Below are 25045 nucleotides of genomic sequence, written 5' to 3'. Positions count from 1 at the left end.
GAGTGACTGATTAATAAGGCCACAAGTGCTGAATTAATAACTGAACACTGCGATTGCCACGATACTCATTAATATCGAGCTTATAGGCCAGCTTAACTTCACGCACACTGCTGTCGGGCCATAAAGTGGTATCGATATTAAAGGCAATACCATCCAGTAAAGGACCGCCATTCAATGGCTCGACCATCAGTTTCAGATGGCGTTCCCCCACCAGCCGTTGCTGCAAAATGCGGAATTTGCCATCAAATGTCGGTTCAGGGAAAGATTGCCCCCACGGGCCGCCATCGCGCAGTAACTCTGCGGTTTCCAGTGATAACTCGTTGCCCTTCAATTCACCATCTGACCAGATAATGCCTTCTAGCTGCGAGGCATCCATCCATTCACCAACTAAATCTGCAAAACGCTGGCGAAACTCCTCGAACTTATCCTGCTCCAGCGATAAGCCTGCCGCCATGGCATGGCCGCCAAATTTCAGCATCAACCCAGGGTTTAAGGTATCCAAACGCTCAAGAGCATCGCGCATATGTAAACCCGCGACACTACGCCCCGAGCCTTTCAGTAAACCGTCGCCCGCAGGAGCAAAGGCTATGACTGGTCGGTGAAAACGCTCTTTAATCCGCGAGGCTAAAATCCCCACGACCCCCTGATGCCATTCTGGGTGGTACATCGCAATGCCGTAAGGTAATTCAGTGCTGGTACGTTCCAGTTGGTCACACAGTTGCAAAGCTTCAACCTGCATTCCCTGCTCTATCTCACGGCGTGTCTGGTTTAGCGTATCCAGATCGATTGCCAGCGCCCTCGCCTGAGCAATATCGTCACTAAGCAGCAGTGCAACACCGATGGACATATCGTCCAGACGTCCGGCGGCATTAAGCCGAGGGCCGAGGGAGAAACCGAGGTCATTCGCCGCCAATTGGCGCGCATCGCGGTTGGCGACTTCCAGTAATGCACGAATACCGGGGCGGCATTTCCCTGCACGAATACGACTGAGCCCCTGATGCACCAAGATCCGATTATTAGCATCCAGCGGCACGACATCCGCCACAGTACCCAGCGCCACTAAATCCAGTAGCTCGGCCAAGTTGGGTACAGCCAAAGTACGCTGCTCAAACCAGCCGCAATCCCTAAGACGGGCGCGTAGTGCCAGCATTAGATAAAAAGTAACCCCAACGCCGGCCAGTGATTTAGAGAGAAAATCACATCCGACCAAATTCGGGTTAATGATGGCTTCTGCTGCTGGCAAGGTTTCACCCGGCAGATGGTGGTCGGTAACCAAGACTTGGATACCCTTGGCATGCGCCAAATCCACCCCTGCATGGGAAGAAATGCCGTTATCGACAGTGACGATCAGCTCCGCGCCGCGCGCCGCAACTTGCTCGACAACTTCAGGGCTAAGCCCATAGCCATCTTCAAAACGATTTGGCACCAGATAATCAATATTGCTGCCGCCCATGCTGCGTAACGCGAGCACGGCCAGCGCGGTGCTGGTTGCGCCATCCGCATCAAAGTCACCGACAATCACGATACGCCGCCGGTCGGCCAATGCTTGTTGCAACAACGTGACTCCGGCATCAATGCCGTCGAGTTGCTGCCAGGCCAACAAACCTTTTACGCCGCGCTCCAGCTCCTCGGCATTTTTTACACCTCGGCTGGCATAAAGACGGCGCAATAATGGGTGTAATTGCGCAGGCAAATGACTATCGTCCACCGGCTCACGACGGCGGAGTTGAGTTTTCAATGTCACGGAAGATTAACCCGCCGCTTTTACTGAGGCCTGATGCTTATTCAGCATCTGTAGCATTTCTTCTGGCTTCAAATACCCAGGAACGATAGTGCCGTCTTGCAGCACAATGGCAGGTGTCCCCTGAATACCAAACTGCACACCTAACTGGTAATGCTTGCTGATATCGGTTTTACAGGTTGCCGGAGAGATATCGACGCCTTTCATCGCATCGTCGAAAGCTTTGTTGCGGTCAGCCATGCACCAGATAGAGCGCATGTCTTTTTCTGCCTGCGAACTTAAGCCCTGACGCGGGAACGCCAGATAGCGCACGGTAATACCCAGCGCATTATAGTCTTTCATTTGCTCGTGCAATTTATGGCAATAGCCACAAGTAATATCGGTAAATACGGTAACGACGTGTTTTTCCTGCGGCGCTTTATACACAATCATTTCGCCACTTAATGCTTCCAGCTTTTTCACCAGCATCTGATTGGTCACATTCACTGGCTGGTTGCCACTGACGTCATATAGTGGCCCTTGCAACAGATGTTTACCGTCGGCTGAGATATAAAGCACTCCACTTTCTGTCATCACCGTGCTCAATCCGGGGATTGGCGATGGCTGGATATCAGCTTGCTGAATGTCTAATTTTTTCAACGTTTGTTGGATAGCGGCATCATCAGCATGAGCCAGCCCGGTGAATGCAGCGATTAATATCGGCAGCAGCAATAAACTTTTTTTCATTTATAAATCCTATCTCTTTCCACGTCGCTATTATGCGCGCGGATGATGCTGTTGATGTAGCTGCTTCAAGCGTTCAGTCGCTACATGGGTATAAATCTGAGTCGTCGACAGGTCGCTGTGGCCCAGTAACATTTGTACCACACGTAGGTCCGCACCGTGGTTCAACAGATGCGTGGCAAAAGCGTGCCGTAATACGTGGGGCGAAAGCCGTTCACTATCAATACCGGCAAGGATCGCATAGTGTTTGATTCGATGCCAGAAAGTCTGTCGGGTCATTTGCTGACTACGGTTGCTGGGGAATAGTACATCCAGTGACTGACCATTGATAAGCCATGGACGCCCGTGCTCCATGTAATTTTCAATCCAGTACACCGCCTCTTCTCCCAAGGGCACCAACCGTTCTTTGTTCCCTTTACCAATAACCCGCACCACTCCTTGACGTAGACTGACATCACTGATGGTCAGCCCAACCAACTCCGACACCCGTAAACCCGTGGCATAGAGCACCTCCAACATGGCTTTATCACGCAACTCCAGCGGGATATCAACATTGGGCGAATTGAGCAACGCATCAACCTGTGCCTCACTTAAATCTTTCGGCAGGCGCTGCGGTAATTTGGGCGATGAAAGCAGCGCCGTTGGGTCATCTTCACGTAATTTTTCACGGTATAAATATTGAAATAACCGCCGCATAGCACTGAGTAAGCGAGCTGAACTGGTGGCTTTATAACCGCCCTCAATACGCTCGGCAAGAAAGGACTGCAAGTCCTGCGAACCGGCGCGCAATAAATCACTACCGTGGTGTTCTAACCATCCACTCAGTGCATGTAAATCCAAGCGATATGAGGCCAGTGTATTCTCCGCCAGATTCCGTTCCAGCCACAGGGCATCAAGAAACTGTTCAATCAGCGGGTTATTTTGCTGTTGCATGACTGTTTCTCTCTTTGATTGAACTCAGTAGCCATTATGCCTGATGGCGAGACAAATCTGGTACACTCGATGCTATTCCTTATTAGTAATGCTATGGCTATACATCATGAAGATTGGTCTCTTTTACGGCTCCAGCACCTGTTATACCGAAATGGTAGCAGAAAAAATCCGCGATATTCTCGGTGAAGATTTGGTTGATTTACATAATGTAAAAGATGCCAGCCCCCACTTGATGGAAGAGTACTCCATTCTAATTCTGGGTATTCCTACTTGGGATTTCGGTGAGTTACAGGAAGACTGGGAAGCTATTTGGCCACAGCTAACGCAACTTAATCTCAAGGGAAAGATTGTTGCCATGTATGGCATGGGTGATCAATTCGGTTATAGCGAATGGTTCCTCGATGCGCTTGGTATGTTGCATGACCATATTGCGCCATTAGGGGTCAAATTTATTGGTTTTTGGCCTATCGACGGGTTTGAGTTTACCAGCCCAAAACCACTCAGCGCTGATGGTAAACACTTTGTTGGCCTAGCATTGGATGAAGTCAATCAATATGATTTAAGTGAAAAGCGCATCGAACAGTGGTGTGAGCAAATTTTGCTGGAGATGGATGCTCTGCTTTAGTCACATAAACGGGCACTTGGGGTGCCCGTTTTCATTAATGATAATTTAGGTTTATTTCCATAAGCGGAATGAATCTTGTGAGCCGCCTCCGGCTGGTGCCGCATCGATCGCCATCTCTTTAGCTTTAGCTTCAATCTCAGTGGATTCCGTATTTTTTGGCACGGTAAAACGCTGTGGATCTGCCACCTGATACCAATCCAGTCGTCTGGTTAGTAACATGACCGCGGCCAGAATAATAAACAGTAAACTAGCCCCTAATAACAGTGCATTGTCCTCTGATTGCAGCAGGCCAAACAAAACGCCGTACAACAGTAACAAGCCACCCGCAAATAACGCCCCGCGTAACCATCCCCCCAGTACTGCACTCAGATAAACAGCAATCAGCAGGCTACAACTCAAGCTGGCGATAAGATACGCGAGGGTAAAACCAAGATGCTCCGAAAATGCCAGTAACATCAGATAGAACAGCACCAATGCCGCGCCGACCAACAGATACTGGATCGGATGCACGCGCAGTGACGTTAAGCTCTCAAATAGGAAGAAGCTAAAGAAAGTCAGGCCGATAAACAGAATGGCATATTTAATTGCCCGTTCGGTTAACTGGTAGTGATCAACGGGTTCAATCAAGCTGGTGGTGAAAGCCGGTAGCTGGTCAAAATTAAAATTCACACTGTCACTGGCGAAGTGAATATTCATGCTGTTAGCCAGCCAGTTGCTGCTCCAATGTGCACGGAAGCCATTTTCATCAACCTTGCGCTGCAGGGGTAAAAACTCACCGACAAAATTAGGATGCGGCCAGTTGCTTTGTAAAGTCAGTTCGCTGCTTCGCCCTACCGGGATGACGGATAGACTATTGGTGCCCGTCAATGTCAGTTTAAAATCAATATTGAATTTACCCTGCTGAACCTGCGCCAATGTTAGCGGTGCATGGACTCCCTGCCCTGAGCGCCCCAAGAAAGCGCCAGGTTCGAAATTAATTTTTGAGCTTCCCAAGCTTAGGGGCGAAATCTGCTGGATCCCGCGTGAGTCACTCAACGCCAGTACCAGTGATGGTGTGCCAATAATAATTCCTTTACGATCTAAATCATTCAGCGAAGAGGATTCAAATTGCCCGTGGAAGTAGAGTTCTCCTTGATATACCTGAGCTTTATAAATACCCAATTGGCGAACTTCAACATTAGGTGCGCCAGTTATCGTCATAACCTCAGGCAGTAAGTAGCGATGGCGGCTGACCCGCTGCCCCTGTTTCTTGCCATCCACTTCAGTTTCAACCCATTCGCTGTATGGCACCACAATTAACGGGCCAAGGATCTTTTGTGCACGACTGGTACTGTCGCTCACTTTATCGATCACACTCTCCCGGTAACCACTGCGTTCATTAATAACATTCAACAACATTTCTTTTGGAATCATCATCAAAAGAATTAATCCTAGCAGCGTGGCTATTTTCCAAAACAGTACGGATTTGAACATGATTTTCACTCCTTTTAAGGTCAGGAGAGCAGCTTAAGAGAGTGAAGTGAAAGGAGAATGAGGTTATGTGAAGTGAAAGTGAAGTCGGTGGATCAGGTAATATCTAACGGCAGTGTCAAACAAGCGCGAACCCCATGCGGCGGGCGGTTTTCAAGGGAAATATTCCCTTGGTGAATAGCCGCGACCTCACGCACAAAATTCAGCCCCAAACCGGTACTTTTTGGGCTATTGGCGCGCGGTAATGAATAAAAACGGTCAAAAATCTTCTCTTGCGCATAATCAGGAATGCCACTGCCATTGTCTGCAACTGTTATTTGATACTTATCAGCTTGCCGCTGACCACTCACCGTCACCTCGCCATCAGCGGCTGTGAAATCCAGTGCATTATCAATCAGATTGGTCAGCGCCTGGCTAAGTAATAACCCATCGCCGGTTAATACTGCGTTATCGGCACAGATTAGCTGCAAACGGACTCCCCGGCTGGCAGCTTGAGCCTCTTTGGCACTAATGGCTTGTTTCACTATGCTGCTTATCTCTAGGGGAGAAAGCTGCAAATCAACCCGGCTCTCTAGCCGAGCCTGTATTAGCATTTTATCCACCAACTGTTTGATGCGCGCACTTTGCTGTTCAATATTCAGCAGAAAACGCTGGGCTGTAGCCGGTGGTGGGGATTCTCGTAATAGCTCCGCCGCGCCGGTAATGGCCGCCAACGGGCTTTTTAATTCGTGGGTCAGGGTGTGAACATATTGCTCAATGTAAGCTTTGCCGTCTAATTTAAGGCGCATGCTTTCCAATGCACGGGCCAAATCATTCAATTCGCTGCTCCCCATGGCTGGCAATGCCACAACCTGCCCTTCAGAGACTCGTTCGGCATAATCGACCAACTTGCCGATAGCCCGGTTAATCCACCACACAAACCCTAAACCAATCAGCAGGGCTATTCCCAGTAACACCCCGCCCGCCAACAAGATTTTACGTTCACTGCGTTTTATTACCGGTGCCATCGAAATATTGGGCTTGCCAACACTGAGCACGCCAATAATTCTATTCTCCACCATAACCGGAGCTGCCACATACATAACAGAGCTTTGCTCATCATGGGGATCTGTGCGGCTACTGCGAGCACCATACTCACCCCGCAGAGTCAGCCACACATCATTCCAACGCGAATAATCTTGCCCCACCGCTTTGCCCGATGAATCAAAAATCACTCGCCCATCAGCATCGGTTAGATAAACACGATATTCATTGCGATCCTTGCGGATACCTTCAATATTCGCGCCGATGGGCCGCAGATTCAGTGATGCAAAGGCTTGAGCTAACTGACCGCCCGCTACCTTATCTTGCAACATATCTTGGCGAGCAAACTGGGCCAGCAAAGTGGCCGTATCAACCAGCGTACCCTCAGTGGCGCGCCGCACTCCGGGCTTTACCTCTTGCACGAAAATACGAATGACAAAGTAACCCGCGATGGCGACTATCAGAAAATAACCCAGCAATAAGCGCACGCCTATTTTCATCTATTGTTGCTCATATTCGGTATGTCAGGCTGTAGCCCAGCCCGCGATGTGTGCGGATGGGAGACTCTTCATCAAAGGTAGTGCGCAGTTTTGAGCGCAGAGTTTTGATGTGAGTATCAACTGTGCGGTCTTGGCTCTCTTCCGCCTGCGCCCAGACAATATCCATTAGCTGCTGACGTGAGAATACGCGCTCCGGTGCCAGTAATAAGGTTTTCAACAGTAGATATTCATAGCGGGTTAGCCATAAAACCTGCTGATGATAAGTGACTCGCGCCCCGGCTTCATCGAGAGTGAAATGACCAAATTGATGTAAAGCAGTAGATGCCGCCACGGTTTGTGATTTTTGTAAGCGGCGTAATACTGTGCGCACTCTGGCACTCACTTCACGTGGAGAGAAAGGCTTTGCAATATAGTCGTCAGCGCCAATTTCCAGACCGATAATTCGGTCCAGCTCTTCGCTGCGGGCAGTCAAAAAGACCACCGGCAACTCTGGAACCTGCGCCAATAAGCGGCGGCACAGATCAAAACCATTGATGTCTGGCAAGCCCACATCCACTATTGCCAAAGCTGGCGGGCCATTGGCCAGCGCGGCAAGAGCAGGTTCCCCCCGGTCAAACCACCGGAGGGTAAAACCTTCGCTTTCTAAGGTATAAATCAGCGTGTCGGCGATGCTCGGCTCATCTTCTACTAACCAGATTAAGGGCTTCATTAACTGCCCTCCTCATCAGAGCCAAAGGCATGACGCAGCAGCACACACAGTTGCCGCCACTCTTCTTCCGACATACTGTCAGCCGCCAGCCATAAACGTTTGCGGGCCGAGCGACTCCCCGTCTGTTGCAAACTTAATAACGCGCCATAACGGGTAATCCATGGCTGTTTAATGACAATCCATTCATGCCTTTTCCATAGCACCACATTGCCGGGTTTCAGCCGGATCTCGCCCTGACAGGACGTAATATTTTTCTGGCTGCGGATACACTCAAACACCACCAACGTCAGTAATACCAACCAAAGTGCGGTATAACCCTGAGGCCAAGGCGCGACTAATGTCAGTATGACTAAAACGCCATGCGCCAATAAAGAGAAGAGTTGAGTGTGCCAGGATACCCGCAGGTCACATCGCCACTGGGCCACGGGCTTTATTTCGTGCTTGAATCAATTTGACCATTTGACGCAGCTCGCTATCCTGCGGCTCCCCGTGATTCATCAACCAATTAAATAAGTCTGGGTCATCGCACTCAAGTAAACGGATAAATGCCTGCTTCTCATTGTCACTCAAACCATCATATTCATATTCGAAAAATGGCATGATAGAGATATCCAGTTCCCGCATACCCCGACGGCACGCCCAGTGAATACGGGCTTTATTATCGATTTCCATGTCCTGATTGACTCCTCAATGAAGGATATTGTCCGAACCCGGCAGCCGCCCAATTCGGTGTATAAGACTATTGTACCTCAGATAATGGCGAATTTAGATATTGGGATAATAATGGTAAATCGGTGGAATAACTGCTTGCAAAGCTACCCGGCTATTTTACCATTGAGGCATCAGTCACAGCACCTTTTTGATATGCAGGTAAACCATGGCCTATAACACTCCATTTGCTGCTCGACCACTGCTCGCCTCTTCCGAGCTGCCATTAACCTTGATTTCACTTGATGACTGGGCGCTGGTCACGTTAACCGGCGCTGACCGGGTCAAGTATCTGCAAGGGCAAGTCACGGCGGATATTGATGCCCTGCCCACTGATCAACATGTGCTTTGTGCTCATTGCGATGCCAAAGGCAAGATGTGGAGCAACCTGCGGTTATTTTATCGTGGGGAAGGTTTGGCATATATCGAGCGCCGTAGTGTACTTGATAACCAATTGAGCGAACTAAAGAAATATGCGGTGTTTTCTAAAGTGGCGATTGCCGCGCAGCCTGATGCGGTTTTGTTAGGTGTGGCGGGTGCTCAGGCACAAGCCGCGTTGGCGCAAATCTTCAGCGAATTACCCAATGCCGAACATCCGGTCATACAGCAGGGCAATAGTACGTTGCTGCATTTATCACTGCCAGCCGAACGGTTCCTGTTGGTGACAGACAGTGAGCAAGCACAACAAATAGTGGAAAAACTGGCTGACAGCGCACAGCTGAATAACAGCAAACAGTGGCAGGCATTGGATATCGAAGCCGGTTTCCCCATTATTGATACCGATACCAGTGCGCAATTTATTCCGCAAGCAACAAACATTCAGGCGTTGAATGGCATCAGTTTCAGCAAAGGCTGTTACACCGGGCAAGAGATGGTCGCCAGAGCAAAATTCCGTGGTGCCAATAAGCGCGCGCTCTATTGGTTAGTGGGTAATGCTAACCGTGTACCGGCAGCGGGCGAAGATTTAGAGTGGCAATTAGGTGAGAATTGGCGTCGCACCGGTACTGTACTGGCTGCTATTCAGCTCAGTAATGGTACGGTGTGGGTTCAAGCGGTATTGAATAACGATCTGGCATCAGACAGTGTGCTGCGAGTGCGCGATGATGTAGAAAGTGTGCTCAGTATTCAGCCACTGCCTTATTCGCTGGTGGAAGATAAGTAATCGTTGGATTAAACACCAAGAGGCTGATTATTCGGCCTCCGAATACCCACCGCCCCTGTGACTGCAAGCATCAAAGTATAACCAAAGTCATTGGAGTCACAGGTAGGCAGCCAGTGAACTTATCCCGATGAGCTTACTCAAGTAAGTGATTCGGGTAAGTGAGCGCAGCTAACACCCCTGTGACTGCAAGGACGAAGGCTATTTCAGACATACAGATAAATCGCCATAAAATGGCAAACACTCCCGCCCAAGACAAAACCATGCCAAATGGCATGACCAAAGCGAATACGTTTAGAAGCATAGAAAATCACCCCTAGCGTATAGAGCAAACCGCCTATCGCCAGTAGAGCCAACCCGCCAATTTCAAGTTTGACTGCCAACTGATAGATCACAATTAGGGATAACCAGCCCATCGTCAGGTAAGTCACCAACGAGAGCACTTCAAAACGGTGAGCGAAAGCCAGTTTAAATATCACCCCAACCAGCGCTAGCCCCCAGATCACCGCCATCAAACCTCGTGCTAAGGGGGAGTCTAAGCCCACCAAGAGAAAAGGCGTATAGGTGCCAGCGATCAGAATATAAATGGCGCAATGGTCAAACTTTTGTAGCCAGAGTTTCGCCTTGCGGTGTGGAATAGCGTGATACAAGGTTGATGCCAGAAACAGCAAAATGATACTGCCGCCATACAGGCTATAGCTGGTCAGCGCCTTGGTATCAGCCCCGCTATCGACTGCCTGTACCAAGAGCAAAACCAAGCCAATAATGCCAAAGACCACGCCAATACCGTGGCTGATGCTATTGGCGATTTCCTCTGCCCATGGATAAGCCGGCGTGGTGGCAACTGCACAAGTGACCGGAGCCGTCGGTGTTACTGATTTATTCTTCAATACTGATTATCCTGAATATTAATAGTTATCTCATCCACTGAGCACAATGACTGCACAAAAATGCCGCACTCAGGTTAACTGAGAATGATTCCAGTGTACACGTGTAAGCTTAAATATTCTGTCAGCACATGTAACCCGTTATATATTGGGCTCCGTGATTTAGGTAAGTTAGCGCAGCGAATACCGCTTCAACATCAATAACAACCAAGAATAATGAGGTTTGCTATGTCATCAGTTCTGGATTTTGGCCCACTGACAGAGACTATCCAGTTTCTGATGGAAATCGATAAGCTGAAAGATATACAGCGACGAACCAAAGTGATTGCCAGTCTGCGGCAAGAAAATTCGGCCGAGCACAGTTGGCATTTTGCGGTGGCAGCCATGAGTCTGGCACCCTATGCAGGCCCGGATGTCGATATCAATCGCGTGATTAAAATGGCGCTGCTGCACGATATTGTTGAAATCGATGCTGGTGATGTCATTGTTTATGATCTGGTGGCCAGAGCCGCTATTCATGAACAAGAAGTGGCTGCCGCCAAACGCTTATTTGGCCTGTTGCCGCCAGAGTTAGGCAGACAATTTACGCAGCTGTGGGATGAGTATGAAGCCGAAGAAACTGCCGATGCCCGCTTTGCTACTGTGCTGGACCGCATTTTACCCATGCTGATTAACCTGCATACCGAGGGGCAAAGTTGGATAGATAATGGTATTCAGCTGCAGCAAGTCCTTGATCGCAACCAGTTAGTGGCAGAATGCTACCCTGAAATTTGGCAGCATTTATTGCCACAGTTACAAGCGGCGCAGCGGAAAGGCTGGCTGAAGTAGCAAAATATGGCTGCTGTTTATTTCCCGCCAGCCATGTCCAGCACACTGCCGGTAACATAAGAAGCATTGTCTGATAGTAACCAGACAATAGCTTCTGCCACCTCTTGCGGTTGGCCGCCACGTTTCATTGGCAGTGAATTTTTTACGCGATCAACCCGCCCCGGTTCACCACCACTGGCGTGTATGTCGGTATAGATTAAGCCCGGCCGAACGCCATTGACTCTGATACCTTGAGCCGCCACTTCTAGCGACAAGCCGGTGGTCAATGTATCAATCGCGCCTTTGGACGCGGCATAATCCAGATATTCGCCGGGAGCCCCCAACCGCGCAGCAGCAGAAGAGACATTAACAATCGCGCCGCCATTGCCACCGTGGCGCAATGCCATACGTTTGACCGCCTCGCGGCTGCATAAAAAATAGCCGGTCACGTTCGTGGTCAGCACCCGATTAATGCGCTCAGCCGTCAACCCTTCGATAGTGGATTGCGTGAATAAAATTCCTGCATTATTGACCAGTGCCGTGATTGGCCCCAACTGAGATTCCAGCTTTTCAAATAGCGCGATAACCTGAGACTCATCGGCGATATCCGCTTGTAATGCCACCGCCAAGCCGCCCGCTGCCGCGATTTCTGCCACCACCTGTCGGGCAGCCTGCTCATCATTAATATAATTTACGGCTACCCGATAACCGTGTTTTGCCAGCAGTAATGCTGTGGCGCGGCCAATTCCCCGGCTGCCTCCTGTCACTAGCGCGACTTTTTTATGCATATCCTTGCTCCTGATTCAGTCGTGAGTCTGTTTGCAAATTTGAAGAGTAAGAGTAGTCATTGATAACGGGAATACCAATAAAACAAAAGGGCCGCTTGCGCGACCCTCCAGATAACAAAGTAGGGAAATGTACCGCACGGCATAAGCCGTCAGAGCGGCGAACAGTGCAGCCCCCACTAGCCACCAAACTATTCGTAATCAGCCATCGGCACACATGAGCAGAATAAATTACGGTCGCCGTACACATCATCCAGACGTTTCACGCTCGGCCAATATTTATTCTCCATCACCCCGGCAACTGGGAATACTGCCAGCTCGCGGCTGTAAGGATGCTGCCAATCACCCACCAACTCAGCTTGAGTATGGGGCGCATTGACCAATGGGTTATCTTCCAGCGGCCATTCGCCCCGTGCTACTTTTTCGATTTCAGCGCGGATAGCCAGCATTGCGTCGATAAAGCGATCTAACTCAACTTTGCTTTCAGATTCAGTCGGTTCGACCATCAAGGTGCCCGCAACCGGGAAGGACATGGTCGGCGCATGGAAACCGAAATCAATTAAGCGCTTGGCGATATCCATTTCGCTGATACCTGTCGCTTCTTTCAGTGGGCGAATATCCAGAATACATTCATGCGCCACACGGCCATCGTGCCCGGTATACAGCACCGGATAAGCCGCTTTTAGGCGAGTAGCAATGTAGTTGGCATTCAAAATAGCCACCTGACTGGCACGTTTTAGGCCATCAGCTCCCATCATGCGGATATACATCCAGCTGATTGGCAAGATGGACGCACTACCAAAAGGTGCCGCAGACACCGCGCCTTGTTGGGTGGTCATGCCATCAATCTGCACCACACTGTGACCTGGAACAAAAGGTGCCAAATGTGCTTTAACCCCAATTGGCCCCATGCCTGGGCCGCCACCGCCGTGTGGGATACAGAAAGTTTTATGCAAGTTAAGGTGTGAAACGTCTGCGCCAATATAGCCCGGGGTGGTAATCCCCACCTGTGCGTTCATGTTCGCGCCATCAAGGTAAACCTGACCGCCAAACTGATGAACGATCTGGCAAACTTCACGGATAGTTTCTTCGTACACACCATGGGTTGACGGGTAAGTCACCATAATACAAGACAGCTCGTCACCCGCTTCGCCTGCTTTTTGGCGTAAATCGTGCAAATCGATATTGCCTTGTTTATCACAAGCCACCACCACAACCGACATACCGGCCATCTGGGCAGACGCCGGGTTAGTGCCGTGGGCTGAACTTGGGATTAAGCAAATATGGCGGTTCGCCTGATTGCGGCTCTCATGGTAACGGCGGATAGCCAGCAAACCGGCATACTCACCTTGCGCACCTGAGTTTGGCTGCATGCAGACGGCATCATAACCGGTCAGTTGCACCAACCACTGAGACAGCTGACCAATCATCTGCTGATAACCGGCAGCCTGCTCCGGCGGGCAGAATGGGTGCAATTCAGCAAATTCTGGCCACGTGATTGGGATCATCTCAGCGGCAGCATTTAGCTTCATGGTGCAAGAGCCCAGCGGGATCATCGCCTGATTCAGTGCTAAATCTTTGCGCTCTAAACGATGCATATAACGCATCATTTCGGTTTCGCTGTGGTAACGGTTAAATACCGGATGAGTCAGAATCGGGTCTTGGCGCAGCATCGCTGGCTGAATGGACTGGCTATTTTGGCTCACTTTGGCATCAAGCTGGTCAATATCCAAACCGTGGTTATCACCGGCTAATAGGGCAAACAGCGTCTGGATATCTTCACGCGAAGTGGTTTCATCCAGTGTGATCCCTACTGCGCCGTGAATGTCGGTGCGCAGGTTAATCCCGAAGCTTAATGCACGAGCTAGCACCGCCGCTTTATCTTTAACATCAACAGTTAAAGTATCGAACCAGTGCTGGAAACGCAGGGTAAGACCGGCTTGCTGTAAGCCAGCAGCCAGAATATCCGTCATGCGATGAATGCGGCCAGCGATATGCTGCAAGCCCTGTGGGCCGTGATAAACCGCATACAAGCTGGCGATATTGGCTAGCAGCACCTGCGAAGTACAAATATTGGAGTTGGCTTTTTCGCGGCGAATATGTTGCTCACGAGTTTGCATCGCCATGCGCAGCGCGGTATTACCCGCGGCATCGCGAGATACCCCGATAATCCGGCCCGGCATCGAACGTTTAAATTCATCGCGACAAGCAAAGAAGGCCGCATGTGGGCCACCGTAACCCATGGGTACACCAAAGCGTTGAGCAGAACCAAATACTACATCAGCGCCCTGTTTGCCCGGCGCAGTCAATAGCACCAAGGCCATGATATCGGCGGCAACACTGGTAATAATTTTGCGTTTTTTCAGCTCAGACAACAGCGCTGAATAGTCATGCAGTTCGCCCGTGGTGCCCACTTGTTGTAGCAGCACACCGAACACGCCTTCCAGCTCTAGCACTTTTTCGGCGCTATCAACAATCACTTCAAAACCAAAGGTTTCCGCGCGGGTACGTACCACATCCAGTGTTTGTGGATGCACGTCATCGGCAACGAAGAAACGATTCGCATCTTTTAGTTTACTGGCGCGCTTAGCCAGCGCCATGGATTCTGCCGCCGCCGTGGCTTCATCCAGCAAAGAAGCGGATGCCAAATCTAGCCCGGTCAGATCTTGAGTCAATTGCTGGAAGTTCAGCAGAGCCTCAAGGCGGCCTTGAGAAACTTCAGGCTGATATGGGGTATAAGCGGTGTACCAACCGGGGTTTTCCAACATATTGCGCAGGATAACCGGTGGCGTCAGTACTGGGCTGTAGCCCATGCCAATATAAGATTTATAGCGCTGATTCTGGCTGGCAATCCCTTTAAGTTCCGCTAATGCCTGATGTTCAGTGGCAGCATCACCCACTGGCGGCGGGCTGGGCAATTGGATATCTGCCGGAACAATCTGCTGGATTAATGTACTTAACGAGCTGGCGCCAACGGCGGCCAACATCTGTTGCTGTTGTTCAGTTGAAGAGCCGATATGGCGCTGAATAAAAGCATCGTTATGTTCAAGCTGGCTGAGATTCTGAGTCATTTGCTACAAATTCCTGAATAGAGCATGGGACGGGAAGCTGGACTGATTTCATAGGGCGTAATTTTACAGGCAATTTGGACACGGACAGCGCGCCAGAACCGGACCTACACATGAGCTTATAAATCATGAGTAGGTCAGGATTACTCGCTCCGCTCACCCATACGGGCCGCCTTGATAGGCGTTCAAAAGCATTTGCGCTTTTGTCTGAGCACTGCCCTGCTTCAAAATGGCAAATAAAATAGCCCTAACTTCATTTACTCTTCGATAGATGCTAAATAAGCCTCGGCATCTAACAGATTTGCCAGCTCGCCTTCATCAGAGGCTTTAATGCTGAACAACCAGCCGTCAGTATAAGGTGCGCTGTTCACCAACTCTGGTGAGCTTTCCAGTTCAGTATTCACGGCGATAATTTCGCCGCTGATCGGTGCATAAATGTCAGAAGCCGCTTTTACTGACTCGGCAACCGCGCAATCGCTACCCGCAGAAACTTCGCTCCCGACTTCAGGCAAATCAACAAACACCATGTCGCCCAATAATTCTTGCGCATGTTCAGTGATCCCGACGCTATAGACGCCATCACCATCGGCACGAACCCACTCATGAGATGACGCATATTTTAATTCTGCTGGTACATTGCTCATTGCTGCTCCTTAAAAGCGTAGAGCCAAAAAGTGAGGCTCGTATAATTCGGAATAATGACAAATAAATTTACAGCGTGACCGGCTTACCCGCCCGCACAAAACCCGGTTTTGTGACCCGCACCGGCATTTCGCGGTTACGGATTTGTACCACAGCACTTTCACCTATCCCTGCAGGGACACGAGCCAATGCAATACTGAAACCCAATGTTGGCGAGAAAGAACCGCTGGTTATCACGCCCACATGTTGATTGCCCGAAGCATCAGAAAAATGCACTGGCAACTCATTACGTAATACGCCCTTTTCCGTCATGATCAAGCCAACTAGTTGCTCGGTGCCCTTGGCACGTTGCTGTTCCAGTGCTTCACGGCCGATAAACTGACGATCTTCTGGCAACCAAGCCACTGTCCAGCCCATGTTGGCCGCAAGAGGAGAAATGCTTTCATCCATTTCCTGACCGTAGAGGTTCATACCGGCTTCCAGACGCAAAGTGTCACGCGCGCCAAGGCCTGCGGGTTTCACTCCGGCAGCCAACAGTTGCTGCCAAAACTCAACCACACGCTCTTTAGGTAAGGCGATTTCGTAGCCTGCTTCACCGGTATAGCCGGTGGTGGCAATAAACAAATCATCAGCTTGAATACCAAAGAATGGTTTCATGCCTGCAATGGCTTGTTGCTGCTCAGGGGTTAGCAAAGTAGCCACTTTCTTTTGTGCTTCTGGGCCTTGCACTGCAACCAGTGCCAGATCGTCACGCACCGTGACTTCAACCTGATAAGGTTCAGCATGCTGAATTATCCAGTCCAAGTCTTTATCTCGGGTGGCGGAGTTAACCACTAAGCGGAAATAATCTTCACGCAGGAAATAAACAATCAAATCGTCGATAACACCGCCGGAGGCATTCAGCATCCCGGTGTAAAGGGCTTTGCCCGGTTGGGTCAGTTTGGCGACATCATTGGCCAATAGGTAGCGCAGGAATTCACGGGTACGGGTACCCTGTAGATCGACAATGGTCATATGCGAGACATCGAACATACCGGCATCGGTGCGTACGACATGGTGTTCGTCGATTTGGGAACCATAATGCAATGGCATCATCCAGCCATGAAAATCTACCATGCGCGCGCCGCACGCCACGTGCTGCTCATACAGTGGGGTCTGCTTAGCCATCTCTTACCTCAAACAGTTTCATGTAATGAGTGTCTGATACTTTAACTCACCATAAACAGGCATATACCCTAGATAATTCGGGTTGCAGGAAAGCGGCAACTAAGTGAATCCCAGGAGCTTACATCAGTAAGTGACTGGGGTGAACGAAGGCAGCCAACGCACATGCAACGTGAAGTATGACGGGTCTACGCAAACGATACCTTTTACCCAACGTTATCACCGAATTCATCAGGTAACCATAAGCTAAAATAGGCAATAGCATGCTTTAAGACGACAAAAGGCAGGGGTATTGTGCAGAGTTTTTCACTGTAAAACTGCGCACGAAGGCACATAATTAACAATTGAACAGTAAAAACAGCGATATTATATAACTAAATAACCAAAACCCTGTCGGATTCAACTTTTCAGGTTTTGGTTATCCGTGAAAAAAACTAATGCGAAAACTGTGCTGAAATTAGATTATTTCAACTGAGAAGAGATTTAGTGAGCCACAAGATTACTCATCTAGCCAATCGGGTAAATCATTTAACCCCATCGCCTGCCGCACTAACTGCGGCTTCACTCCCGGCAAGTTATCGGCCAGTGTTAACCCAATATCACGCAACAACTTTTTAGCGGGATTACTGCCGGCAAACAGGTCGCGGAACCCCTGCATACTGGCAAGCATCACTGCGGCACTGTGCTTACGCCGGCGTTCATAACGGCGCAGATAGAGATGCTGGCCGATATCTTTCCCCTGACGCTGTAAACGTCGGAGCTCAGTAACTAGCTCGGCGGCATCCATAAAACCTAGATTTACCCCCTGCCCGGCCAATGGATGGACAGTATGAGCGGCATCCCCCACCAGAGCCAACCGATGGGCCGCAAAGCTACGCGCATAGCGCCCGGTCAGCGGGAAGGTTTGCCGCGCACTTTCGAGCTGACATTGCCCCAGCCGCATATCAAAGGCCATACCTAACTCACGGTTAAATTGCTCTGCTGGTAGCGCAACTAACTCAGCAGCGCGCTCGGGGGAGACGGACCAGACTATCGAACTGAGATGAGGGTCACTAAATGGTAGGAAAGCCAGAATACCATCACCGTGAAATACTTGGCGCGCCGTGGCCTGATGGGCTTCTTCGGTGCGAATGGCCGCCACCAGAGCATGATGGGCATAATCCCAAAATGTCAGCGGAATATCGGCATGTTGACGTAACCAAGAGTTAGCGCCATCGGCTCCAACCACCAGCTTCGCACTGAGCATACGATCATCGGTTAAGGTGATAAAAGCTTCGCTTTCGCCCCAAGCCACTTGTTTGAGGCTGGCCGGTGCCAACAGGGTCACATCCGCCAGTTGGCTGGCTCGCTGCCATAATGCTTGCTGAATGACTTGATTTTCAATGATATGTCCGAGATGGCTGAAACCGTATTCATCAGCATGGAACGCAATTTTGCCAAAACTGTCTTGATCCCAAACTTCCATACCGCTATAGGGACTGGCGCGCAGTGCCAAGATGCTCTCCCACACGCCAATTTTTTGCAGTAAGCGCTCACTGGCGGCATTAATCGCCGAGACTCGCAATGCCAATTCGCCGGTTAGCGGGGCTGGTAGCGGCTCTTGAGCGGGTTGATGCTCCAGAATGGCAATACGCAGACCACTACCTTGTAAGCCGCAAGCCAGTGCGAGGCCGACCATTCCGCCGCCAACTATAGCTATGTCATATGATTGCATTCAAATACATTCCCATAATAAATACTAACTTTGTCTACCCACTAGATTTCAGGATGCAGGAAGGCAGTAAACGAGTGAGTCCCGATGAGCTTACACCAGTAAGTGATTCGGAAGGCCGAGAGCAGCCAACACACCTGCAACTTGAAAGATGAAGGGTAGACAAAGTTAGCGCTTAACCCAGCCCAGCGTCCGTCGTGCAAAAGCATCACGAATGGTAGGGATACACTCCATTGACATCAGCGCAAGGTTGCGCCCAACCACCAGTGGCCCATAGCGATTGGCGAACAAGTGAATTAACCCATCGGTTACCCCGATAGTGGCCTGTTGATCTTGCTGCCGCCGCTGTTGATACTGGCTGAGCACCTCATAGTCGCCGGGATCTTTGCCTGCTTGTGCAATGGTTTCAGCCAGTGACATGACATCGCGCAGACCAAGATTAAACCCCTGACCCGCAATCGGATGCAGGGTTTGGGCCGCATTACCCACCAGAGCCAAACGGTGACTAACATGGCGTGAGGCGGTCAGTAATTGCAGTGGGTAGCTATGGCGCTTGCCCGCATGCAGGATTTTCCCCAGACGCCAGCCAAAAGCCCGCTGTAGTTCTGCTATAAAACGGGCATCATTCCAACTATCAACCTGCTGTTTATCTTCTTTGGCATGACACCAGACCAGCGAACTGCGCCCTTGTGACATTGGCAGCAACGCCAATGGCCCATTACGAGTAAAACGCTCAAAGGCTCGGCCATTGGGGAGTTCAGAGGTGGTGACATTGGCAATCACCGCTATCTGTTGATAATCCTGCTGTTGCCACTGAATATTGCACGCCTGAGCTAAAGCAGAATGAGACCCATCCGCTGCCACCAACAATTTGGCGCTCAGTTGTTGGCCGTTATCCAGTGTCACAGTGGCTGATTCCGCAGTACGAACCACTTCAACCACTTTGGCCGGGCAATGCAGAGTCACACCTGACGCTTGCTGTAACAAAGCGAATAGCCGTTTTCCGGCATCAAACAACTCAATCACCTGCCCCAATGCCGGAACGCGATAATCTTGCGCCTGTAAATTCACAAAACCGGAATGACCGCTGTCACTGACGTGAACATGTTTAATGGCGGTCGCGCAGTCTGCCAACGCCGACCAGATACCAATGCTATCGAGCTGCTGGCATGTCCCTTGCGCCAGCGCGATAGCTCTGGCATCAAAGCCCGGATGCTGCCGGTTATCCGGCTGTTGAGCTTCAACCAGTGCCACCGGCACCGCCCCTTTTGTAAGGGATGAAATAGCCAGCGCTAATGTCGCGCCAGCCATACCGCCACCGACAATTATCACGCTCATCAGTTATCTCGCCACCGCCATAAGTGCTTCAATAGCATCGGGATCTTTAACCACACTGGCAGTCAGATTTTCGTTACCGTCGGCGGTAATCACGATATCATCTTCAATACGGATGCCAATGCCGCGATATTGTGGCGGAACATCGGCATCCGGCGCGATATACAGGCCAGGTTCAATGGTCAGCACCATACCGGGTTCAAGAATACGCCCGCGATCGCTGTTGGTATAATCGCCAACATCATGTACATCCAGCCCCAACCAGTGACTCAAGCCATGCATAAAGAATGGCCGATGCGCCTGATCAGTCACTAGCTGTTCAACATCACCTTTCAGGATGCCCAAGTTAACCAAGCCGGTAATCATAATGCGCACCACCTGCGCCGTAACTTCGCGGATGCTGGTCCCCGGCCGGTACAATTCGAGTGATTTATTGATAGATGCCAGTACAATGTCGTAAATCTCGCGCTGTGCTGGGGTGAACTTGCCGTTAACCGGGAAAGTGCGCGTGATATCACCGGCATAGCCTTGATATTCACAGCCCGCATCAATCAACACCAGATCACCGTCGCGCAGTTCACACTCATTTTCGGTGTAATGCAAAATACAGCCGTTTTCGCCACCACCGACTATCGTGTTATACGCCGGATAGCGCGCACCATGGCGAGTAAATTCATGCAGAATCTCCCCTTCCAGTTGGTACTCAAACATACCCGGGCGGCATCTTTCCATCGCGCGGGTGTGGGCCATCGCACTGATTTCACCGGCGCGGCGCATCACCGCGATTTCTTCTTCTGACTTAAACAAACGCATCTCATGCAGCCATGGCCGCCAGTCAGTTAACGTTGCGGGTGCACGCAGATTTTTACGAAAACCGTTACGTAATCTTTCCAGTGCGGCGAACACAATTTTATCAGCATAATCATACTGGCCCTGCGCGTGATAAATCACATCAAGGCGATTAAGCAGCAAATAGAGTTGTTCGTCGATTTCGTCAAAAGGTAAGGCGCGATCGACCCCCAATTTAGCGGGAGCAGCCTCTTGCCCTAAGCGGCGACCAAACCAGATTTCTGCGGTTAAATCCCGCACCCGGTTAAACAGCACACTGTGGTTATGAGTCTCATCACTTTTCACCAGAATCAGCACAGCTTCTGGTTCATTGAAGCCGGTCAGATAACTAAAATCGCTATTCTGCCGATAAGGATATTCAGAATCCGCGCTGCGTGTGGCCTCTGGTGCGGCAAAAATAATGGCTGCACTGCCCGGGGCCATCTTCGCCAACAGCGCCTGACGACGGTTCTGGTATTCTTGCTGAGTCATTACACCCTCCTGAAATATCCGGTTTTCATCATTCAAAACATCATACTAGCTCGTTTAGTGTAATGTCGGCTTACGAATCTCTGGGGCTGTCGGCTTCTCTTGAGTAAATTCTATATGGCATAAAATAGCCGCGACACGCACATACTCGATAACTTCTTCCAACGATTGGGCCAGCTCTTCCTGATCTTCATCTTCGTCATATCCTAGCTGAGCGATATTACGCAAATCATCAATGGCTTCACCCACTTCATCTTTCACTTGTGCCAACTTCGGCTGCAACATTCCAAGCCCTAGCAGGAAATGGTTTACCCAGCCCGATAATGCATCAGCACGGTCAAAAACCGTAATCTCTTCCCCTTCGGGGATCAACAACTGGAACATAAAACCTTCGTTTTCCAGTGCTTCTTGTGTTGCTTCATGTAACTGTTGTAACGGCAAATCCAGCGACTGTGAGAAGGCCACACCCTCGTTGGTCAGGTCATGCACCATTGTGCGCCAGCCATTGTCTTTACTGCCACCGCAGAGCATGCCGCTGATCAGGCCATGCATTTCAGCAGGGGTTAATGCCACTGCTTGTTGGTTTAATGCCAGGGCAAGTGATTGGTAAGTTGGTAATGTATTCTCTATAGACATGCGTATTGGTCATCGTTGGCAGGATAAGTTCGTGTTATGCTACCACCAAGAAAGGTCGCTATACCAGAAAACGCAACGCTATATACCCTATAGATTTCAAGATGCAGGAAGGCGGCAAACACAAAAATCCGCATAAACTTACATCAGTAAGTGATTCGGGTGATTGAGAGCGGCCAGCACAGCTGCAATTTGAAAGATGGTGGGGATAAAAGGGGTTGTATCTTGGTATCGAGGTATATATAGTGACGCCCGCTTTGCAGCTACAAGCAATTTGCCTCTGTTTTTCAGGGCTGGCGCGAAATTAGTCAGGAAGGTCGCATGTCTGCACAACCGGTAGATATTCAAATTTTTGGTCGCTCGTTAAGAGTTAATTGTCCGCCAGAACAACAAGATGCGTTGAACATGGCAGCAGAAGATCTTAACCAACGGTTGCAAGATCTGAAAGTTCGCACTAGAGTCACCAATACTGAGCAGTTAGTTTTCATCGCGGCATTGAACGTATGTCACGAATTGGCTCAGGAAAGATTGAAAACCCGTGACTATGCCTCCAATATGGAGCAACGTATACGGATGCTACAACAGACCATTGAACAGGCATTGCTTGAACAGGGTCGCATCTCTGAACGTCAGGATGCACAGTTTGAATAAATCTCTGTTGAGTGATAGATTCAGCAGTGAGTAAAGAATTTCTCTGAGGTGTTTGCCAGCGGGCCAGTCCCCTGAGCCGATATTTAATACCAACAGAATGTAGTGCCTCCGTAACCGGTGCGCATGCTCGGTCCGCCGAGAAGCCTTAAGGTTGCGACGCTGCGTTCACCTTGAACCATGGGTTCAAGGGTTACAGCCTGCGGCGGCATCTCGGAGATCCCTTTCTTATCCTGTAACCGGTATTTTTTGGTTATTGCGTTTGTTTTTGATACAAGCAGTTTTCTTCTTACTTGTCTCAACCTGCATGTTTTCCATACCCTAAATAATTCGAGTTTCAGGAAGGCGGCACGTGAGCGAGTCCCGGTGAGCTTACATGAGTAAGTGATTCGGGTGATTGAACGCAGCCAACGCACATGCAACTTGAAGTATAACGGGTATAAGTTGATGACATGCCTTTGAATCCGCAACACGCCCTTGAACGGCAAAAAATTCGCAGTGAAATTCGTGAGCGTCGGCGTCTTTTGACTCCCGAGCAACAACAACATTCTGCTCATCTTGCCACCAAACATATCGCTTCCCACAATAAAATTCAGCAAGCCAATACTGTTGCCGTCTTCCTCTCTTTTGATGGTGAACTGGATACTGGCCCACTTATCGAATTATTGTGGCAGCAGAAAAAGCGGGTTTACCTCCCTGTTCTTCATCCTTTTAGCCCCGGCAATCTGTTATTTCTCAACTATCGCCCCGATAGTCAGCTTGTGCGTAATCGCCTGAAAATCCTTGAGCCTCAATTAGATGTGCGCGACGTTCTGCCCTTAAACCAGCTAGATGTGGTGATAACCCCGCTAGTGGCGTTTGACCACCATGGGCAACGTTTGGGTATGGGTGGAGGATTCTATGACCGCACGCTACAGCACTGGCAGCACGGCGGCCCCTATCCTATTGGTCTGGCCCATGATTGCCAGCGAGTAGCGCATTTACCGAGTGAATATTGGGACGTGCCGCTGCCAGAGATAGTGACGCCGGAAAAAGTCTGGCAGTGGTGAGCGGGAATTTTCAGCATAAAAAAACACCCGGTATTTTATAATCACCGAGTGTTTAGTCATTTCTGAACCGCACAACATAGACATACCCAATATCATTGACGTTGCAGCCAAGCTGCAAACACCAAGGGCGAAGGGTATATTAGTAAAGCAAACGTGCGCGAATCGTCCCTGGAATAGCCTTCATTGCCTGCAAGGCTTTTTCTGCATTTTCTGCATCATCAGTTTCAACGTCGATAACCACATAGCCGATTTCAGCACTGGTTTGCAGATACTGTGCGGCGATGTTGACGTTCTGCTCAGCAAAGATTTTGTTGATGCTGGTCAGAATGCCAGGGCGGTTCTCATGGATATGCAACAGGCGGCGGGTATTATCGCCGTGAGCTGGCAGTGAAACCTCTGGGAAGTTAACTGCCGACAGCGTTGAGCCGTTGTCAGAATATTTCGCCAGTTTACCGGCCACTTCATCACCGATATTTTCCTGTGCTTCCTGAGTGGAACCACCGATATGCGGAGTCAATAATACATTATCAAACTCGCACAATGGTGAATTGAACGGGTCTTTATTGGTTGCTGGCTCTTCAGGGAAAACATCAATTGCCGCGCCAGCCAAATGATTACTGGCCAATGCATCACACAGCGCAGGGATATCAACCACGGTACCGCGAGAGGCGTTAATCAGCATCGCGCCCGGCTTCATCAGTGCCAACTGCTCAGGGCCAATCATATTTTTAGTCGAGTGATTTTCCGGCACATGCAGGCTAATCACATCACTCATATTCAGTAAGTCTGACAGGTGGCGAACCTGCTGGGCATTCCCTAACGACAGTTTATTCTCGATATCGTAGAAGAATACTTTCATACCAACACTTTCAGCCAGAATACCCAGCTGAGTACCGATATGACCATAGCCAATGATACCCAGTTTCTTGCCACGGGCTTCATAGGAGCCTACCGCCAGCTTATTCCACTCGCCACGATGTGCTTTGGCGTTAGCGGAGGGAATGCCGCGGAACATCAGCAGTAACTCGCCCAGCACCATTTCGGCTACCGAACGGGTATTGGAGAAAGGCGCATTGAATACCGGCACACCGCGTTTGGTAGCCGCTTTTAAATCAACCTGATTGGTACCGATACAGAAACAACCTACTGCAACCAATTTTTCTGCTGCAGCAAAAACTTCTTCGGACAGATGCGTGCGCGATCGAATCCCGACGAAGTGAGCATCACGAATAGATTCTTTCAGTGATTCGGTGTCTAAGGCACCTTTATGATATTCAATATTGCTATAACCGGCCGCACGCAGATTATCAACCGTGCTCTGGTGCACCCCTTCCACTAACAGAAACTTAATTCTGTCTTTCTCCAGTGATACTTTTGCCATGTCCCCGACCCTATTTTCAGACTTCAG

23 protein-coding genes and 1 other RNA gene are annotated in these 25045 nt (G+C 49.9%); 6 read left to right on the top strand and 18 right to left on the bottom strand.

Annotated features, from left to right (window positions below):
* Positions 1-10: 10 nt before the first annotated feature.
* The 3 genes from recJ to xerD are packed head-to-tail and all read right to left on the bottom strand — an operon-like array spanning position 11 to position 3397.
* A complete protein-coding gene (recJ, locus tag FTA96_RS18635; protein ID WP_050124076.1) occupies positions 11-1744 on the bottom strand; it encodes a single-stranded-DNA-specific exonuclease RecJ in 1734 nt (577 codons plus the stop codon).
* 6 nt (positions 1745-1750) lie between these two features.
* Entirely contained in the window at positions 1751-2467 is a 717-nt protein-coding gene (gene dsbC, locus FTA96_RS18630; RefSeq protein WP_050109854.1) for a bifunctional protein-disulfide isomerase/oxidoreductase DsbC, read from the bottom strand.
* Positions 2468-2497: 30 nt separating this feature from the next.
* Positions 2498-3397 carry a site-specific tyrosine recombinase XerD gene (xerD, locus tag FTA96_RS18625; RefSeq protein WP_004706788.1) on the bottom strand — a complete coding sequence of 300 codons (900 nt, stop codon included), beginning with the start codon at positions 3395-3397 and terminating at the stop codon, positions 2498-2500.
* Between the two features lie 106 nt (positions 3398-3503).
* On the opposite strand from xerD, the gene fldB reads away from it, so the two are divergent.
* Positions 3504-4022 carry a flavodoxin FldB gene (gene fldB, locus FTA96_RS18620; RefSeq protein WP_145531002.1) on the top strand — a complete coding sequence of 173 codons (519 nt, stop codon included), beginning with the start codon at positions 3504-3506 and terminating at the stop codon, positions 4020-4022.
* A gap of 51 nt (positions 4023-4073) precedes the next feature.
* Here the strand turns inward: fldB and creD are convergent, their stop codons facing one another.
* The 5 genes from creD to sdhE form a co-directional block, all read right to left on the bottom strand.
* A complete protein-coding gene (gene creD / locus FTA96_RS18615; RefSeq protein WP_050109856.1) occupies positions 4074-5495 on the bottom strand; it encodes a cell envelope integrity protein CreD in 1422 nt (473 codons plus the stop codon).
* Positions 5496-5587: 92 nt separating this feature from the next.
* On the bottom strand, positions 5588-7015 hold the full coding sequence (gene creC, locus FTA96_RS18610) for a two-component system sensor histidine kinase CreC (protein ID WP_134957046.1): 1428 nt from the start codon (positions 7013-7015) through the stop codon (positions 5588-5590).
* 10 nt (positions 7016-7025) lie between these two features.
* A complete protein-coding gene (gene creB / locus FTA96_RS18605) occupies positions 7026-7724 on the bottom strand; it encodes a two-component system response regulator CreB (RefSeq protein WP_050109858.1) in 699 nt (232 codons plus the stop codon).
* Positions 7724-8149, bottom strand: coding sequence for a protein YgfX (locus tag FTA96_RS18600; protein WP_050109859.1), 426 nt, complete (start codon positions 8147-8149; stop codon positions 7724-7726). Before FTA96_RS18600 ends, creB begins: the two co-directional genes overlap by 1 nt.
* Positions 8130-8396: an FAD assembly factor SdhE gene (sdhE, locus tag FTA96_RS18595; RefSeq protein WP_050109860.1), complete on the bottom strand. Its 267-nt coding sequence runs from the start codon at positions 8394-8396 to the stop codon at positions 8130-8132. Before sdhE ends, FTA96_RS18600 begins: the two co-directional genes overlap by 20 nt.
* Before the next feature lie 205 nt (positions 8397-8601).
* Between sdhE and ygfZ the strand changes: the two genes are divergently transcribed.
* Complete coding sequence (ygfZ, locus tag FTA96_RS18590) at positions 8602-9594, top strand: tRNA-modifying protein YgfZ (RefSeq protein WP_050124074.1); 993 nt, start codon at positions 8602-8604, stop codon at positions 9592-9594.
* A 203-nt stretch (positions 9595-9797) separates the two neighbouring features.
* Here ygfZ and trhA read toward each other — a convergent pair whose 3' ends face one another.
* The gene (trhA, locus tag FTA96_RS18585; RefSeq protein WP_050109862.1) at positions 9798-10481 is read right to left on the bottom strand and encodes a PAQR family membrane homeostasis protein TrhA; all 684 of its coding nucleotides are present in this window, start codon (positions 10479-10481) and stop codon (positions 9798-9800) included.
* A gap of 225 nt (positions 10482-10706) precedes the next feature.
* Here trhA and FTA96_RS18580 point away from each other — a divergent pair, with 225 nt between their 5' ends.
* Complete coding sequence (locus FTA96_RS18580) at positions 10707-11306, top strand: HD domain-containing protein (RefSeq protein WP_050135872.1); 600 nt, start codon at positions 10707-10709, stop codon at positions 11304-11306.
* A gap of 17 nt (positions 11307-11323) precedes the next feature.
* On the opposite strand, the gene FTA96_RS18575 is transcribed toward FTA96_RS18580, so the two are convergent.
* The 8 genes from FTA96_RS18575 to FTA96_RS18540 form a co-directional block, all read right to left on the bottom strand.
* Positions 11324-12073 (bottom strand): SDR family oxidoreductase, encoded by a 750-nt coding sequence (locus FTA96_RS18575; protein WP_050109864.1) that lies wholly within the window; start codon positions 12071-12073, stop codon positions 11324-11326.
* A 188-nt stretch (positions 12074-12261) separates the two neighbouring features.
* The gene (gene gcvP / locus FTA96_RS18570) at positions 12262-15141 is read right to left on the bottom strand and encodes an aminomethyl-transferring glycine dehydrogenase (protein WP_145574516.1); all 2880 of its coding nucleotides are present in this window, start codon (positions 15139-15141) and stop codon (positions 12262-12264) included.
* A gap of 254 nt (positions 15142-15395) precedes the next feature.
* Complete coding sequence (gene gcvH, locus FTA96_RS18565; protein WP_050097997.1) at positions 15396-15782, bottom strand: glycine cleavage system protein GcvH; 387 nt, start codon at positions 15780-15782, stop codon at positions 15396-15398.
* Positions 15783-15849: 67 nt separating this feature from the next.
* Positions 15850-16947 (bottom strand): glycine cleavage system aminomethyltransferase GcvT, encoded by a 1098-nt coding sequence (gene gcvT, locus FTA96_RS18560; RefSeq protein WP_050135867.1) that lies wholly within the window; start codon positions 16945-16947, stop codon positions 15850-15852.
* Between the two features lie 496 nt (positions 16948-17443).
* Positions 17444-18658 carry an FAD-dependent 2-octaprenylphenol hydroxylase gene (ubiI, locus tag FTA96_RS18555; protein WP_050135865.1) on the bottom strand — a complete coding sequence of 405 codons (1215 nt, stop codon included), beginning with the start codon at positions 18656-18658 and terminating at the stop codon, positions 17444-17446.
* 165 nt (positions 18659-18823) lie between these two features.
* Positions 18824-19993 carry a 2-octaprenyl-6-methoxyphenyl hydroxylase gene (gene ubiH / locus FTA96_RS18550; RefSeq protein WP_050135863.1) on the bottom strand — a complete coding sequence of 390 codons (1170 nt, stop codon included), beginning with the start codon at positions 19991-19993 and terminating at the stop codon, positions 18824-18826.
* 3 nt (positions 19994-19996) lie between these two features.
* Positions 19997-21310 (bottom strand): Xaa-Pro aminopeptidase, encoded by a 1314-nt coding sequence (pepP, locus tag FTA96_RS18545; RefSeq protein WP_057632560.1) that lies wholly within the window; start codon positions 21308-21310, stop codon positions 19997-19999.
* A 54-nt stretch (positions 21311-21364) separates the two neighbouring features.
* Positions 21365-21943, bottom strand: a complete 579-nt coding sequence (locus tag FTA96_RS18540; RefSeq protein ID WP_050109870.1) for a YecA/YgfB family protein — start codon at positions 21941-21943, stop codon at positions 21365-21367.
* 318 nt (positions 21944-22261) lie between these two features.
* Here FTA96_RS18540 and zapA point away from each other — a divergent pair, with 318 nt between their 5' ends.
* From zapA to FTA96_RS18525, 3 genes are all read left to right on the top strand, one after another.
* Complete coding sequence (zapA, locus tag FTA96_RS18535; RefSeq protein WP_004706812.1) at positions 22262-22591, top strand: cell division protein ZapA; 330 nt, start codon at positions 22262-22264, stop codon at positions 22589-22591.
* Between the two features lie 37 nt (positions 22592-22628).
* Positions 22629-22812, top strand: a non-coding RNA gene (gene ssrS / locus FTA96_RS18530) — 6S RNA.
* Positions 22813-23040: 228 nt separating this feature from the next.
* Positions 23041-23637, top strand: a complete 597-nt coding sequence (locus tag FTA96_RS18525) for a 5-formyltetrahydrofolate cyclo-ligase (RefSeq protein ID WP_050135857.1) — start codon at positions 23041-23043, stop codon at positions 23635-23637.
* A gap of 139 nt (positions 23638-23776) precedes the next feature.
* On the opposite strand, the gene serA is transcribed toward FTA96_RS18525, so the two are convergent.
* Positions 23777-25018: a phosphoglycerate dehydrogenase gene (gene serA, locus FTA96_RS18520; RefSeq protein WP_050109872.1), complete on the bottom strand. Its 1242-nt coding sequence runs from the start codon at positions 25016-25018 to the stop codon at positions 23777-23779.
* Between the last annotated feature and the right edge of the window lie 27 nt (positions 25019-25045).

This window comes from Yersinia alsatica, from assembly GCF_902170305.1.
Classification (GTDB): Bacteria; Pseudomonadota; Gammaproteobacteria; order Enterobacterales; family Enterobacteriaceae; genus Yersinia; species Yersinia alsatica.
Note: the sequence above shows the minus strand (reverse complement) of the source record. Positions and strands in the feature narration are given on the sequence as shown.